General features: G+C 71.5%; 11 protein-coding genes. 3 read left to right on the plus strand and 8 right to left on the minus strand.

Annotated features, from left to right (window positions below; genetic code table 11):
- The first annotated feature begins 323 nt into the window (after window positions 1-323).
- The gene (locus tag G3I56_RS00915) at window positions 324-524 is read left to right on the plus strand and encodes a hypothetical protein (RefSeq protein ID WP_164406509.1); all 201 of its coding nucleotides are present in this window, start codon (window positions 324-326) and stop codon (window positions 522-524) included.
- Between the two features lie 422 nt (window positions 525-946).
- Here G3I56_RS00915 and G3I56_RS00920 read toward each other — a convergent pair whose 3' ends face one another.
- From G3I56_RS00920 to hrcA, 6 genes are all read right to left on the minus strand, one after another.
- Window positions 947-4,216 carry a S41 family peptidase gene (locus G3I56_RS00920; RefSeq protein ID WP_164406510.1) on the minus strand — a complete coding sequence of 1,090 codons (3,270 nt, stop codon included), beginning with the start codon at window positions 4,214-4,216 and terminating at the stop codon, window positions 947-949.
- Window positions 4,217-4,310: 94 nt separating this feature from the next.
- The gene (locus G3I56_RS00925) at window positions 4,311-4,904 is read right to left on the minus strand and encodes a hypothetical protein (protein WP_164406511.1); all 594 of its coding nucleotides are present in this window, start codon (window positions 4,902-4,904) and stop codon (window positions 4,311-4,313) included.
- Window positions 4,905-5,017: 113 nt separating this feature from the next.
- Entirely contained in the window at window positions 5,018-5,761 is a 744-nt protein-coding gene (locus G3I56_RS00930) for a 16S rRNA (uracil(1498)-N(3))-methyltransferase (protein ID WP_164406512.1), read from the minus strand.
- Entirely contained in the window at window positions 5,758-6,837 is a 1,080-nt protein-coding gene (locus tag G3I56_RS00935; protein WP_164406513.1) for a nitronate monooxygenase, read from the minus strand. The genes G3I56_RS00930 and G3I56_RS00935 overlap by 4 nt, the downstream gene beginning before the upstream one ends.
- 99 nt (window positions 6,838-6,936) lie before the next feature.
- On the minus strand, window positions 6,937-8,070 hold the full coding sequence (gene dnaJ / locus G3I56_RS00940) for a molecular chaperone DnaJ (RefSeq protein WP_164406514.1): 1,134 nt from the start codon (window positions 8,068-8,070) through the stop codon (window positions 6,937-6,939).
- Window positions 8,071-9,087 carry a heat-inducible transcriptional repressor HrcA gene (hrcA, locus tag G3I56_RS00945; protein WP_164406515.1) on the minus strand — a complete coding sequence of 339 codons (1,017 nt, stop codon included), beginning with the start codon at window positions 9,085-9,087 and terminating at the stop codon, window positions 8,071-8,073.
- Window positions 9,088-9,329: 242 nt separating this feature from the next.
- Here hrcA and G3I56_RS00950 point away from each other — a divergent pair, with 242 nt between their 5' ends.
- Together G3I56_RS00950 and G3I56_RS00955 are read left to right on the plus strand one after the other, a co-directional pair.
- Window positions 9,330-10,109: an MBL fold metallo-hydrolase gene (locus G3I56_RS00950; protein ID WP_164406516.1), complete on the plus strand. Its 780-nt coding sequence runs from the start codon at window positions 9,330-9,332 to the stop codon at window positions 10,107-10,109.
- Between the two features lie 31 nt (window positions 10,110-10,140).
- Window positions 10,141-10,980, plus strand: coding sequence for a DUF3097 domain-containing protein (locus tag G3I56_RS00955; protein WP_164406518.1), 840 nt, complete (start codon window positions 10,141-10,143; stop codon window positions 10,978-10,980).
- 94 nt (window positions 10,981-11,074) lie between these two features.
- Here G3I56_RS00955 and hemW read toward each other — a convergent pair whose 3' ends face one another.
- The gene (gene hemW / locus G3I56_RS00960) at window positions 11,075-12,307 is read right to left on the minus strand and encodes a radical SAM family heme chaperone HemW (protein ID WP_164406519.1); all 1,233 of its coding nucleotides are present in this window, start codon (window positions 12,305-12,307) and stop codon (window positions 11,075-11,077) included.
- A gap of 76 nt (window positions 12,308-12,383) precedes the next feature.
- The gene (locus G3I56_RS00965; protein WP_203688904.1) at window positions 12,384-14,489 is read right to left on the minus strand and encodes an ATP-binding SpoIIE family protein phosphatase; all 2,106 of its coding nucleotides are present in this window, start codon (window positions 14,487-14,489) and stop codon (window positions 12,384-12,386) included.
- Between the last annotated feature and the right edge of the window lie 291 nt (window positions 14,490-14,780).

Below are 14,780 nucleotides of genomic sequence, written 5' to 3' on the forward strand. Positions count from 1 at the left end.
CTGGAGTTCAACCGAACTCTCGCAACCAGCGAGAGCGCAAAAGATCATGCTCACCTGACAGCGCCGGTACCGGCCCAGCTCCAGTCGCCGTACAGCACGGACCTGGGAGCTCTGGACGGTTCGGCATCCCGTCTGTCACGGCCGTACCTGCCCGCGCTCAATGGCCAAGCCCCGGAGAGGGACGCAGCACTCCGCACCGCCCGGGTGCGGCCCTACTGGACGGCGAGAGAACGGCGGCGGCGCGTGCTGGTGCTGTCGGCCCACTTCCGTCTCGACCTCGACACCCTCAACATTCACACGGTCCCGGCCATGGGTGGGGTCCGATGACCGCGCCGCTGGCGGACACGGACACGTGCGGGATGCTCCGCTCCTCCCTGCTGTACCGCGCACCGATCTTCAGCGAGAGCGGCGCGTGCGTGCTCGCCAAGGGGCACACCGGGGATCACAGGGATGTGCGTGGCGGCACGTGGTACGTGATTCCGCTCTACCCCGCGACCGACGCCGAAAGGGAGACAGCCGAGTGAGCAACGCCCACGAACCAGCCTGGCCGTCGGAACCCCCTTACGTATCCGGCCCCTGCATCATCGGTCCTCACAACCGATGCCACGACGGCGAGCCCCGTGAGAGCGGTGTACCAGGACTGCGCTACCTGGTGTGCACCTGCATCTGTCACCGCCCCGATCTCACCCTGCCGAAGGGATCTGGCACGTGAACTCCGGTGACTGTGAATCGAGTTGCTTCCGTGTGCGCCGGAGAAAGCTGGAGACGGCTGCCTTCACCGCAGCGCTCATGACCGTGTGGGCCATGACGGTCTTCGTCGGTGTAACCACGATCGCCCGCCCCTAGCCCCTGCCCTTCGGGGTCCACCGGGCCAGAACTGCCCTCCCCGCGGCGTGACGCGGGGAGGGCAGTCTCGTACCAGCCCGGCTCCTCAACCCGAGGCGCCCTACAGCTCCGGCAACCCCGGAGCCGTCTTGGCCGCCCGCTCCCCCAGCGACTCCAGCGCCAGCCGGATCGCCTCGTCCAGCTGCACGTCCCGCCCGGCGGCATGGTCCTGCGGAGTCTGTACCACCTCCACATCCGGATCGACCCCGTGGTTCTCGACGCCCCACCCGTAACCCTCCAGCCAGAACGCGTACTTGGGCTGGGTGACGAGCGTCCCGTCGACGAGCCGGTACCGGTTGTCGATGCCGATCACCCCGCCCCACGTCCGCGTACCGACCACAGGACCGATCCCCAGCGCCTTGATCGCCGCGTTCACGATGTCCCCGTCCGAGCCCGAGAACTCGTTGGCGACGGCGACGACGGGCCCGCGCGGCGCGTCCTCCGGGTAGCTGTACGGCCGTAGCCCGCGCGGCAGGTTCCAGCCGACGATCCGTCGCGCCAGCTTCTCGACGACCAGCTGGGACGTGTGCCCGCCCCGGTTCTCCCGGACGTCGACGACCAGCCCCTCCTTCGCGACCTCGATCCGCAGGTCGCGGTGGATCTGGGCCCAGCCGGGCGCCTGCATGTCGGGCACGTGCAGATAGCCGAGCCGCCCGCCGGACTTCTCGGTGACGTACGCCCGCCGGTCGTTGACCCACGCGTGGTAGCGGAGCGGTTCCTCGTCCGCGAGGGGTACGACGACCACGTGCCGCGGATCGCCGCCGCCGGACGGCGAGATGGTCAGCTCGATGGGCTTGCCCGCCGTACCGACGAGCAGCGGGCCGGGTCCGGCGACCGGGTCGACGGGCTGTCCCGCGACCGCGACGATCGCGTCGCCCGGGCGTACCGCGACGCCGGGTGCGGCAAGCGGGGAGACGCCGTCGGGGTCGGAGGTCTCGGCGGGCAGGATGCGGTCGACGCGCCACAGGTGCGTGTCCTGGGGGCCGTCCCCGTGGCGGGAGATGTCTGCGCCGAGGAGGCCCTGCCGCTCGCCGTGACCGTGTCGGCCGCGCGGGGTGACGTAGGCGTGCGAGGTGCCCAACTCGCCCTGGACCTCCCAGAGAAGGTCGACGAGGTCGTCGTGGGTGGCGACGCGTTCGAGGATCGGCCGGTAGCGGTCGAGGACGCCGTTCCAGTCGGTGCCGCCCATGTCCGCACGCCAGAAGTTGTCGCGCATGATGCGGCCGTTCTCGTCGTACATCTGCCGCCACTCGACGGCCGGGTCGACGCTCTGCCGTACGCGCGACAGGTCGACGGTGATGTTCGTGTCGCTCTCGTCGTCGTTCGAGGCGCGCCGGTCGCTGGGTACGACCTTCAGCTTGCCGTCGGTCCACAGCAGGACGCGTTTGCCGTCGCCGCTGACGGCGAAGTGGTCGGCGTCCCCGGCGAGATGCTCGATGCGGTTCTGGGCGAGGTCGTACCGCTCCAGCTCGGTCTTCGGGTCGGGGTCGTCCGGGGTGGCCCGGGAGGTGCCGAGGACTCCGCGCACCGGGTGGCGCAGCCACAGGACGCCGTCCTTGGCGGCGCGCAGGTTGGAGTAGCGGGCGGCCTCGACGGGGAACGGCACGATGCGGTCGGCGAGCCCGTCGAGGTCGATGCGGGTGACCGGGGCGCCCTCGCTGTCCGGGGTCTCGTCCTTGTCCGGGGCCTCGAAGGGCCGCCCGTGCCGCTGCGGCCCGAAGGGCGAGGGCGTGGTCGCGGCGAGCGGGATGAGGTGCGGGCGCGAGCCGCCGACGAAGGCCAGGTCGAACACGTGCTCGTCGTAGACGGGGTCGAAGGACCGCGCCGACAGGAAGACGAGATGCTTGCCGTCGACGGTGAACGCGGGCGAGTAGTCCCGGAACCGGAGCGGCGTCGCCTCCGTCACCGACAGATCGGTGGTGTTGGCGAGCTTGAGCTGACGCAGCGGATTCGGCCCCGGGTGGGACCAGGCCAGCCAGGCGGAGTCGGGCGAGAAGACGAGCCCGGACACATCACCGTCGCCGCTGCGGTCGACCTCGCGCACCTCCCCCGACTCCCGCTCGACGAGCAGGACACGCCCGTCGTGGGAGGCGACGGCGGCCCGGCTGCCGTCGGGCGCCATGGCGAGGCCGAGGACGCGCCCGAGCTGTCCGGCGGCGAGCCGGCGGGGAGTGGTCCCCGGTGCGACACCGGTCGCCGGGGCGAACTCCAGCGCGTCGTCGCCCTCCGCGTCCGTCACCCACACGGCCCACTCCTCGCCGTCCACGCGGAAGGCTCGGGGCAGCCGGGCCCGTACGCCGTGCCCGGAGGCGAGGACACGGGCGGGACCGGACCGGTGGGTGACCCAGTGCACGGCCCCGCGCACCCCGATGGCGCTGCCGCGTCCGGTGTGGTCGGGGGCGCCGGACCCGAACCACCGGGAGGCGCTCACAGGATGGGGCTGGAGGTCGACGCGCTGCCCGCCGAGCCGGACGTCGAGCCGACGCGGCTCGGCCCCGTCCAGGTCGTCGAGGAGCCACAGTTCACCGGCGGAGGAGTAGACGACACGGCTGCCGTCGCTCGCGGCGTGCCGGGCGTAGAAGCCTCCCCCATTCTCGGCTTCGCTCGAACGGGAGGTGCCCCCACCCGGGGTGTGCCGTCGCAGGTCGGACCCGTCCGCCAGGGACGAGTACAGCGCCCCTACCCCTTCGTGGTCGGACAGGAAGGCGATGCGCTCCCCGACCCACACCGGGTATTCGAGGTTCCCGTCGAGGTCGGCATGCAGCCGTACGAACTCGCCGGCACCTTCCCCGTCGCGGACGTCCCGCTCGATCCACAACTTCCCCGCTGTGCCACCCCGATACCGCTTCCACCAGGCGGCCTCACGCCCCATCGGAGCGGAGAGGAGGACGGTCGCGGGACCGTGTGCGACATCGCCGACGGGCCCGTACGGCAGGACAGTCGCCGGACCGCCGTCGAGGGGCACGGCCCGGGCCCAGGAGCGGCGCAGGCTGGCCTGCCCCTGGGTGCTGATGGCGAGGACCCGTCCGTCCGGGGTCCAGCCGCGCACCTGGGTCCTCGAACTGCCCCAGTAGGTGAGCCGGTTGGTGGACCCGCCGTCGATCGGGGCGACATGCACCTCGGGTGCGCCGTCGCGGGTGGAGGTCCAGGCGAGGCGGGTGCCGTCCGGGGAGATACGGGGATGGTTCACCGGTACGTTGTCCGCGCTGACGCGCCAGGCCCGGCCGCCGTCGAGCGGGGCGACCCAGACGTCGTCCTCGGCGGTGAAGGCGACCAGGTCGCCGTGCAGATGCGGAAACCGGAGATACGCAGGCGAAGAGGGCTGAGTCACCCGATCACCCTAGGCAACGAGCCCGCCCCCGGACAGGGGTTTGGATCACTTCATCCACAACCCGCCAAAGACCCCGGCGCTCTGTTCACCCCGCTCATTTGCCCTCGACGGGCAGGCAGTTCGGGTTCTCCTGGCACCAGATGGTCCTCGTCACGGTGACGGTCACGGTCGGCGCGGGCTGTCCGTTGTCCGGCGGCTGCCAGGTGGCTGGCGTGGTGCGGGTCGGGGTGGCGGGCACGTCACAGTTGCCGAGGCCGCTGACGCGGAGCCACTGCCTGCCGTCGATCTTGACGGTGAGGTTCCCGCGTACGCACCTGCCGTTGACCGCGCGCGTCACCTTGCCTGCGACGGTGATGGCCTTGCCGTCCGTGGTCTTGCCCTCACAGTCGACGTCGGCGTAGGTGTTCTCGCTCGGCGAGGGCGAACTCCCGGACGCGGAAGACTTGTTGCCGTTGCCGCTGTTGCCGTTGTTGACCGATGCCGTGCAGGTGAGCCACTGGACGCCGACGTTCCGCCGCTCCAGCTCCTTCGTCATCGTCTGGTCGGTGGTGAGGGCCACGGTGGTCGAACCGAGCCCACCGGGATCACAGGCGACGACACCACCCGCGACGGCCAGCACGAGTCCGGCCACCGCGACCGCCCTGCGGCGCCCGCGCGGCCGAAGCCTGATCCGCCTCAAAGCCACCATGGAAGGGCAGCCTGCCACCGTCCCGCCCAACACGGAAGGGCGTATACGGACATGCGCGCGAGCAACTTCGCGAAGGGGCGCCGGAGGACGAACCCCCGTACGGAGGAACGAGATCAGGACCAGCGACCGGTACGGCCGAGCAGCAGCGCCGTCGCGGCGGTACCGGCGGTGGAGGTACGCAGCACACTGGCGCCGAGTCGGTACGCCTTCGCCCCCGCCTCCTCGAAGAGGGCCAACTCCTCGGGGGAGACGCCTCCTTCGGGGCCGACGACCAGCACGATCTCGCCGGCGGAGGGGAGTTGGGCGGTCGCGAGCGCGGCACTGCCGTACTCGCGGTCCTCGTGCAGTACGGCGGCGAAGTCGGCCCTGGCGAGCAGCGCGGCGACCTGCTTGCTCGACGCGGCGTCCGCGACCTCCGGGAAGCGCACCCGGCGGGACTGCTTGCCGGCTTCCCGGGCGGTGGCCCGCCACTTGGCGAGCGCCTTCAGTCCTCGGTCTCCCCGCCACTGTGTGACGCACCGTGAGGCGGCCCAGGGGACGATGGCGTCGACGCCGGTCTCGGTCATCGTCTCGACGGCCAACTCGCCCCGGTCGCCCTTGGGAAGAGCCTGGACCACGGTGATACGAGGAGACTCCTGAGCCTCCTCAACGACCGCCCCGAGTCGCAGAACCAACTGGTCCTTGCCCTCGGCGGCGACGACCTCGCCCTCCGCCCAGCGCCCGGCCCCGTCGGTGAGGACGACGGTCTCACCGGCCCGCATCCGCTTCACGGAGACGGCATGGCGCCCCTCGGGCCCGTCCAGGACGAACTGCCGGACGTCAGGGAGCTGCTCGACGACGAACACGGGCGCGGTCACGAGCTCGCACCCCCGCCCACCAACGCGGCCCGCGCGCCCTCGATCTCGTCCACCAGCACCCTCACCAGCTCCCCCGCCGGAAGCTCGCGAGCCATCCGGTGCCCCTGTCCCGCCCACAGCGCCATGCCCTGTGCGTCGCCGGACGCGGCGGCCTTCTTGCGGAGCGGCGAGGTGAGGTGGTGGACCTCGGGGTAGGCGGCGGGGGCGTACGGGCCGTGCTCGCGCAGGAAACGGTTCACCAGTCCCCGGGCGGGCCGGCCGGAGAACGCGCGTGTCAGCTCCGTACGGACGAAGAGGGGGTTGGTCAGCGCCTGCTTGTACACGGCGGGGGCGCCGGACTCCGGGGTGGCGAGGAAGGCGGTGCCGAGCTGGGCGGCGCTCGCGCCCGCGGCGAGGACGGCGGCGATCTGGCTGCCGCGCATGAGCCCGCCGGCGGCGACGAGGGGGAGGTCGACGCTCTCGCGGACCTGGGCGATGAGGGAGAGCAGCCCGATGGCGGAGCCGTCCGCCTCGGGGTTGTCACGATGGGTGCCCTGGTGACCACCGGCCTCGACACCCTGCACGATCACCGCGTCGGCCCCGGCCCGCTGCACGGCGAGGGCCTCCTCGACGGTGGTCGCGGTGACCAGGGTGAGGGTGCCGGCGCGGCGGAAGGAGTCCAGTACGTCGCTGCTGGGCACCCCGAAGTGGAAGGAGACGACCGGGACCGGGTTGTCGAGGAGTACGGCGAGCTTGGCGTCGTAGCCGTCGTCGCGTCCGCTGTCCGGGTCGCCGAGCTCGGTGTCGTACCAGGTGGCCTCACCGGCGAGCTGGTGGGCGTAGACCTTGACAGCAGCGGGGTCGGCGATCTCGGGCTGCGGCATGAAGAGGTTCACGCCGAACGGCCGCCCGGTGAGCCCACGCAACTTCTTGATCTCCTGGTACATCCCGTCCGCGGTCTTGTACCCGGCGGCGAGGAACCCGAGCCCGCCCGCCTCGGCGACGGCACCGGCGAGCTGCGGGACGGAGACGCCGCCCGCCATGGGGGCCTGCACGATCGGGTGAGGGAAGAGATCGGTCAGCGCGGAGGACGACATGACGGCATGTTGTCACGTCCCCACCACAAGTCCGAATCAGGCCCCTTCAGCGCGAAAGCGGGGTCCGGGGGCTCAGCCCCCGGACCCCGCCCTCCACCATCAGCGCCCGTTGAACGCGTCCTTCAACCGCGAGAACAACCCCTGCTGCCCAGGCTGGAACTGCCCCGTGGGCCGCTCCTCACCCCGCAGCTTCGCCAGCTCCCGCAGCAACCGCTCCTGTTCGGGATCAAGCTTCGAAGGAGTCATGACCTCGACATGCACCAGGAGGTCACCACGCCCACCGCCCCGAAGATGCGTAACCCCGCGGCCGTGCAGCGGAATCGACTGCCCGGACTGTGTGCCCGGACGGATGTCGACCTCCTCCAGCCCGTCCAGCGTCTCCAGGGGCACCTTCGTGCCCAGTGACGCCGCCGTCATCGGAAGGGTCACCGTGCAGTGCAGGTCGTCCCCGCGCCGCTGGAACTGCGCGTGCGGCAGCTCGTGGATCTCGACGTACAGGTCGCCGGCGGGACCACCACCGGGCCCCACCTCACCCTCACCGGCGAGCTGGATCCTCGTACCGTTGTCGACCCCCGCGGGAATCTTCACGGTCAGCGTCCGGCGCGACCGCACCCGCCCGTCACCGGCGCACTCGGGGCACGGCGTCGGAACGACGGTCCCGAACCCCTGGCACTGCGGACAGGGACGGGACGTCATGACCTGGCCCAGGAAGGACCGTGTCACCTGGGACACCTCACCCCGCCCGCGACACATGTCGCAGGTCTGGGCCGAGGTCCCCGGCGCAGCGCCCTCACCACTACAGGTGGCGCACACCACGGCCGTGTCGACCTGGATGTCCTTGGTGGTCCCGAAGGCGGCTTCGTCGAGCTCGATGTCGAGCCGGATCATCGCGTCCTGGCCGCGCCGCGTACGCGACCTCGGCCCCCGCTGGGACGCCGTTCCGAAGAACGCGTCCATGATGTCCGAGAAGTTCCCGAAGCCACCGGCTCCGAAGCCACCCGCACCGCCACCCGCCTGCGAGAGGGGGTCACCGCCGAGGTCGTAGACCTGCTTCTTCTGCGGGTCCGACAACACCTCGTACGCGGCGTTGATCTCCTTGAACCGCTCCTGCGTCTTCGGATCGGGGTTGACGTCCGGGTGCAGCTCGCGAGCGAGCCTCCTGAACGCCTTCTTGATCTCGTCCTGGGACGCGTCGCGGCGCACGCCGAGTACGGCGTAGTAGTCCGTGGCCACTTAAGACTCCGCCAGGATCTGTCCGACGTACCGTGCCACTGCGCGTACCGCTCCCATCGTTCCCGGGTAGTCCATGCGGGTCGGTCCGACCACGCCGAGCTTGGCTACTGCCTCGCCGCCCGAACCGTAGCCGACCGACACGACGGACGTGGAGTTGAGTCCCTCGTATTTGTTCTCGTGACCGATTCGTACGGTCATGCTCGAATCCCCGGCCTCACCAAGGAGTTTGAGAAGTACGACCTGTTCCTCCAGAGCTTCCAGTACCGGCCGGATAGTGAGGGGAAAGTCATGTCCGAAACGGGTCAGATTGGCGGTTCCGCCGATCATCAGCCGTTCCTCGGCCTCCTCGACGAGCGTCTCCAGCAGAGTGGAGAGCACCGTCGCGACCGTGCCCCGGTCCTCCGCGTCGAAGGCGTCCGGGAGGTCCTGCACAAGCTGCGGCACGTCCGCGAAGCGGCGGCCCGCGACCCGGCTGTTGAGCCGCGCGCGTAGATCCGCCAGAGACGTCTCCCCGAAGGGCGCAGGGCAGTCGATCATCCGCTGCTCCACGCGGCCGGTGTCCGTGATCAGCACGAGCATCACGCGCGCGGGAGCGAGCGAGAGCAGCTCCACGTGCCGCACGGTCGACCGGGTGAGCGACGGATACTGCACGACGGCGACCTGCCGCGTGAGCTGGGCGAGCAGCCGAACTGTCCGCCCGACCACATCATCGAGATCGACGGCGCCGTCCAGGAAGTTCTGGATGGCGCGCCGCTCGGGCGCCGTCATCGGCTTGACGCCGGCGAGCCTGTCGACGAAGAGCCGGTAGCCCTTCTCGGTCGGGATGCGCCCGGCGCTGGTGTGGGGCTGGGCGATGAAGCCCTCGTCCTCGAGCGCCGCCATGTCGTTGCGGACGGTCGCCGGCGAGACCCCGAGGTTGTGCCGCTCGGTGAGTGCCTTGGACCCGACCGGTTCCTCGGTGCCGACATAGTCCTGGACGATCGCGCGCAGCACTTCGAGCCTGCGTTCACTGAGCATCGCGCACACCTCCAGCTGCTGTCGTCCCCTGTTGCGCCTACCCGCCACCCGGTCTCCCGCCCGGGCCGTCATCGGCTCTTCGACTCCGCATTGGCCTTCCCTGGCACTCTTCGTGTGCGAGTGCCAGAGTTCCCCGGCCCAGTGTACGGCTGTCTGGTACACCCCCGGCAAGGGCGGCCCGTGCCGACCTGCCGACGTGTACCGACCTGTCCTGCGATGTCGTGTCCGGCTAGCGTCGCCGTATGAAGGTGACTTGGGAAGAGCCGAGGTGGGACGACCTGGGCTGGGAGCGCCTGGCGCCCGGGGTGGGCCGGTGCCGGCTCCCGGTCTGGGACTGCACTGTGGGGCTGGTGACCGGGCCGGGCGGCGCCCTGCTGATCGACTCGGGATCGAGCCTCGCGGAGGGCGCGAGACTGCGCCTGGAGGCTCAGGAACTCGCCGGCCGCCGTGTGGACTTCGTCGCACTCACGCATCCCCACTTCGATCACGTTTTCGGGGCGGCGGTGTTCGCGGGTGCGCATGTGTTCGCGGCGCCGGGCCCGAACGACGAATTCGGGGAAGTGGGGCGCGCGGCGTTGTGCGCGGACGCCGTACGCAACGGTCTGGACGCCCGTGCGGCGGAGGAGGCGGCGGACACCCTGGTGGTTCCGCATCAGCGGGTCCGGCGGAGTCTCACCGTCGAGCTGCACGCCGTCGAGCCGCACGACGGCCCGCAGGTCGTCGTCCTCAGTACCGTCGGCCCTGGCCACACCCGCAGCGACCTCGTGGCCGTCGTACCCGGTGACGACGACCCGACCGTCGTCTTCTGCGGCGACCTGGTCGAGGAGTCGGGCGAACCCCAGGCGGGCCCCGACGCCGTACCGTCGCACTGGCCGACGGCCCTCGACCGCCTCCTGGCCCTGGGCGGCGAGGACGCCCTGTACGTACCCGGCCACGGAGCGGTGGTGGACGCGGCGTTCGTCCGGTCCCAACGGGACGCCCTGGCACGCCGTTTCGGCGTGTCGCGAGAGCCGGTGACCTGACCGCACGGCCGCTTCTCCTATCGTCATCCGAATGCGCCAGTACTCTCCGGACCTGACCCCGCCGTGGAAGAAACCCAAGCCCGTACCGCAGGTCCCCGCGGACCCGGGCCTGGTGGTCGAGGAGCCAGGTACGGGCTTCTGCGGCGCGGTGATCCGCTGCGAGGCGGGCACGGTCACCCTGGAGGACCGCTTCGGCAAACACCGCGTGTTCCCGCTGGAGCCGGGCGGCTTCCTGCTGGAGGGCAAGGTGGTGACCCTCGTACGCTCCGCCGGGTCACCGTCGTCGACGGCGTCTTCCGGACGTCCGTCCCGTACCGCTTCCGGGTCGGTGGCGGTTCCCCAGGCCCGGGCACGGGTGGCCCGGGCGGGGCGGATCTATGTCGAGGGGCGTCACGACGCCGAGCTGGTCGAGAAGGTGTGGGGCGACGACCTGCGGGTCGAGGGCGTGGTCGTCGAGTACCTGGAGGGCATCGACGACCTCCCCGCGATCGTGGCCGAGTTCGCCCCTGGCCCGGACGCCCGCCTGGGCATCCTGGTGGACCACCTGGTGCCGGGCACCAAGGAGTTCCGGATCGCCCGGTCGGTGACGAGCGAACACGCGCTGGTGGTCGGGCACCCGTACATCGACGTGTGGGAGGCGGTGAAGCCGGCATCACTGGGCATCCCGGGCTGGCCCCGCATCCCGCACGGACAGGACTGGAAGACGGGGGTGTGCAGGGAGCTGGGCTGGCCGGAGAACACGGGCGCGGTGTGGCGGGCGATCCTGGCGAGGGTGGGTTCGTACCGGGACCTGGAACCCGAGCTCCTGGGCCGCGTGGAGGAACTGATCGACTTCGTCACGGCACCACCCTCCAGCCCGTCCGGCGCTTGAGGACGAGCGCGTTCAGCGCGAAGGGGGGTCTGGGGGCGCAGCCCCCAGGAACAGGATGGGACGGGTAAGGGCGGCGGGGGCGAGAAACCGCCCCTCAGTCCACCAGGTCCCGAACCACCGCATCCGCCAGCAACCGCCCCCGCAACGTCAACACAGCCCGCCCCTCCCCATAGGGCCCCGCCTCCAGCAACCCCTCCCCCAACGCCCGCCCCGCAGCCACCAGCCCAGCGGAGCGCAACAGCGCCAACGGCACACCCTCCCGCAGCCTCAGCTCCAGCAGAACCCGCTCCACCCGCCGGTCCTCCTCCGAGAGCACCTCACGCCCCGCCCCCGGCGACCGCCCCGCCGCCAGCGCCCCGGCATACGCCCCCGGGTGCTTCACGTTCCACCACCGCACGCCCCCCACATGGCTGTGCGCCCCGGGCCCCGCGCCCCACCAGTCGGCGCCACGCCAGTACAGCTCGTTGTGAAGGCACCGGGCAGCCACCGACGTAGCCCAGTTCGACACCTCGTACCACTCATAACCCGCCGCCCCCAGCACCTCGTCCGCGATCAGATACCGGTCAGCGTGCACGTCGTCGTCGGTCATCGGCACCTCGCCCCGGCGGATACGCCGAGCCAGCTGCGTACCCTCCTCCACGATCAACGCATAAGCACTCACATGATCCGGCCCGGCCCCGAGCACCGCCTCCAGCGAGGCCCGCCAGTCGTCGTCGGACTCCCCCGGGGTGCCGTAGATCAGGTCGAGGTTCACATGTTCGAACCCCACGGCCCGCGCCTCCGCGACACACGCCTCGGGACGCCCCGGTGTGTGCGTACGGTCCAGCACCTTCAGCACGTGCTGCTTCGCGCTCTGCATCCCGAACGAGATCCGGTTGAAGCCGCCCTCGCGCAGGGCGGCCAGATACCGCTCGTCCACCGACTCGGGATTCGCCTCCGTCGTCACCTCCGCGTCCGCCGCGAGGCCGAACTCGTCGCGGATCGACCGCAGCATCCGTACGAGATCGTCGGCGGCCAGCAGAGTCGGCGTACCGCCGCCGACGAACACCGTGCGGACCTGGCGCGGGTCGTCGCCCAGCACCTTCCGCGCCAGCCGTACCTCGTCGATCAGGGTGTCCGCGTAGTTGTCGCGGGAGGCCAGGACACCGCCCGTGCCGCGCAGCTCGGTCGCCGTGTAGGTGTTGAAGTCGCAGTAGCCGCAGCGGGTCGCGCAGTACGGGACGTGGAGATAGAACCCGAGGGGACGGTCCGCGGCCCCGGCGAGCGCGGGGGCGGGCAGGGCACCGTCTTCGGGGACGGGTTCGCCGTCGGGGAGTGCGGAGGGCATGTCCTCCATTGTCCAGCACCGGCGAGGCTGGCCCGCCCGACGGACCCGACGCCCTGCCCGACACCCCGGGCGCGGGTCACCCGCCGAGCGTTTCCGCCTGCAGCACCAGCAGCGCCAGATCGTCCTCCGGCGGCTTCTCCCCGAACTCGTGCACGAGTCGGCGGATGCGCTCGGCGATCAGCTCCGCGTTCAGGCCCGCGCAGCCGGCGAGGGCGTTCGCCAGGCCGTCGCCGTCGTCGAACTGGCGGGGCCCGCAGCGCCGCTCGGTCACGCCGTCGGTGACGCACAGCAGGCTGTCGCCGGGCCGCAGCTCGAAGCTCCCGCTCGTGTACGTCTCGTCCTCGACGACCCCGAGCAGCGTCTGCGGTTCGGCGGCCGTACGGACCTCACCGCTCGCCCGGAGCACCAGGGGCAGCGGATGCCCGGCGGAGGCGAGGGTGCAGCGCACACCTCCGTCGAAGGGCGCGAGTTCGCCGTAGAGGAGGGAGAGGAAGCGGGTCTGCGGCCCCTCGCCCGGCCGTACCGCACCCGTACCGGCGGAACCGGCGGAACCCACCGCCCCCAACGCCCCCACCGGTACGGCTGGACGCACGTCCGCCGCGACCAGCGCGCGGGCCGCCGCGTCCGCAGTCTCCGTGGCATCGTCGAGGAGCAGCTGGTTGAGGCGGTCGAGGACGTCGGCGACGCGGTAGCCCTCACGGGCGAGCAGCCGCAGCCAGGGGCGGGCGAGGCCGATCACCACGGCGGCTTCCGGCCCCTTGCCCTGGACGTCGCCGACGGCGAAGCACCAGCGGCCGTCGCCGGCCGGGAAGAGGTCGTAGAAGTCGCCGCTGGGCCCGCCCTTGTCGCAGGGTTCGTAGACGAGGGCGCTGCTGACACCGGGGATCTCGGCGACGGCGCCGGGCAGCAGCCCGCGCTGGAGGATGCGGCTGATGGTGGCCTGGCGGGCGTACTGGCGGGCGGCGCCGATGGCGAGCGCGACGCGGCGGCTGAGATCCTCGACCAGGCCGGTGACCTCGTCGGGGAAGCGGATCGTCCCGGCCCGCCCGATGACCAGCGTGCCGAGCGGCCGGCCGCCCGCGACCAGCCGGTAGGCGAGCGCGGAGCCGATCTCCCCGCGCCCACCGAGCGCCTCGCCGGGCCAGGGCACGGCGACCGGCCCGGTCCTGGTGGTGTCGGGCGGGCGCGGCGGGTCCTTCTCCAGGGCGCGGCGCAGCTCCTCGATACGGTCCTCGCTGCCGTGCCAGACCCGGGCGAGCCGCGGCCCCGGCCCGGTGTACCCCCCGTCCCCGCCTCCGCCTCCGTCGCCCCAGCTGCCGCGTCCCATGGACTCGTCCTCCAGCCACACCGCGCACCAGTCGGCGAGGCGTGGCACGAGGAGCTGTCCGGTGAGCGCGGCGACGAGGTCCTCGTCGAGCTGCCCGGCGAGCAGGTCGGAGGCCTCGGCGAGGAAGGAGAGGGCGCCGTGATTGAGCCACTCCTGGTCACCCGGGCCGCGCTGCGGCTCTGGGGCGAGGATCTCGGCGACCCGTAACCCGTGCCCGAGGGCCTGTGTGCCGGCGTACGGGTCGAGGTCGTCGTCGACCGTCATGCCTTCGGCGGGGAGTCGCGCCCAGACGGTCTTGATGCCGGTGCGGTAGGTGACACCCCAGGCCTCGGAGAGTACGGAGACGAGGCGAAGGCCACGCCCGTACTCCGGTATGTCGTACGGGAGTTCGACGCCGCCGTCCCGGGGCGCGCGGGAGGGATGGTGATCGGACACCTCGACGACGAGCGCGACACCGAGGCCCACCTCCTCGACTTCCCCCGCTCCCCTCTCCCCCTCCCCCGCCCTCTCCGCCTCCTCGCTCTCCTCCTCCGGTTGGTCCGGCGTCTCCAGGCGGCACTGCAGTTCCACGTCCGTCCCCGCGTGGACGACGGCGTTGGTGACGAGTTCGCTGACGACCACCATGGCGTCGCCGGTGAGCCGGTCGGACAGTGAGACGGCGCCGGGCAGGCCGAGCCGGGCCCATTCGGCGAGGGCGGCGCGTACGAGGCCACGGGCGGCGCCGGGAGCGAGGGGGCCGCCACCGAGCGTGGCGTGCATGACCGCACGCCGGTCCACGCCCTGCCGCGCGGGCGTGGCGGGCGCACGGGACGGCGCACGGGACACGGTCTCCCGTTGCGTCGGAATGACCCCCATGGGCAGCTCCCCGGGCAGTTCGTACGAATACACCTCAGTGGACGCGGACAGAGTGACAGACCGACCACGCCCATAAGCGCCGAGTTACGAAGTGAGCCGCATAAGCGAGAACAGTGCTCTGGAAGTGTTCAAAGACGGGCAGATTCCGGCAGCCGATCTGCGTCCACCGCTCGCCGCGACGACAGCGGCCCGGGACAACGACTTCGCGAAGGCGCACCTGACCGTGGACCGCGATCCGCACGTCAACTCCGAGGAACACCGCGTACGACGGAACCGGATCCGGCACGGCCG

The organism is Streptomyces sp. SID12488, from assembly GCF_010548275.1.
Lineage (GTDB): Bacteria > Actinomycetota > Actinomycetes > Streptomycetales > Streptomycetaceae > Streptomyces.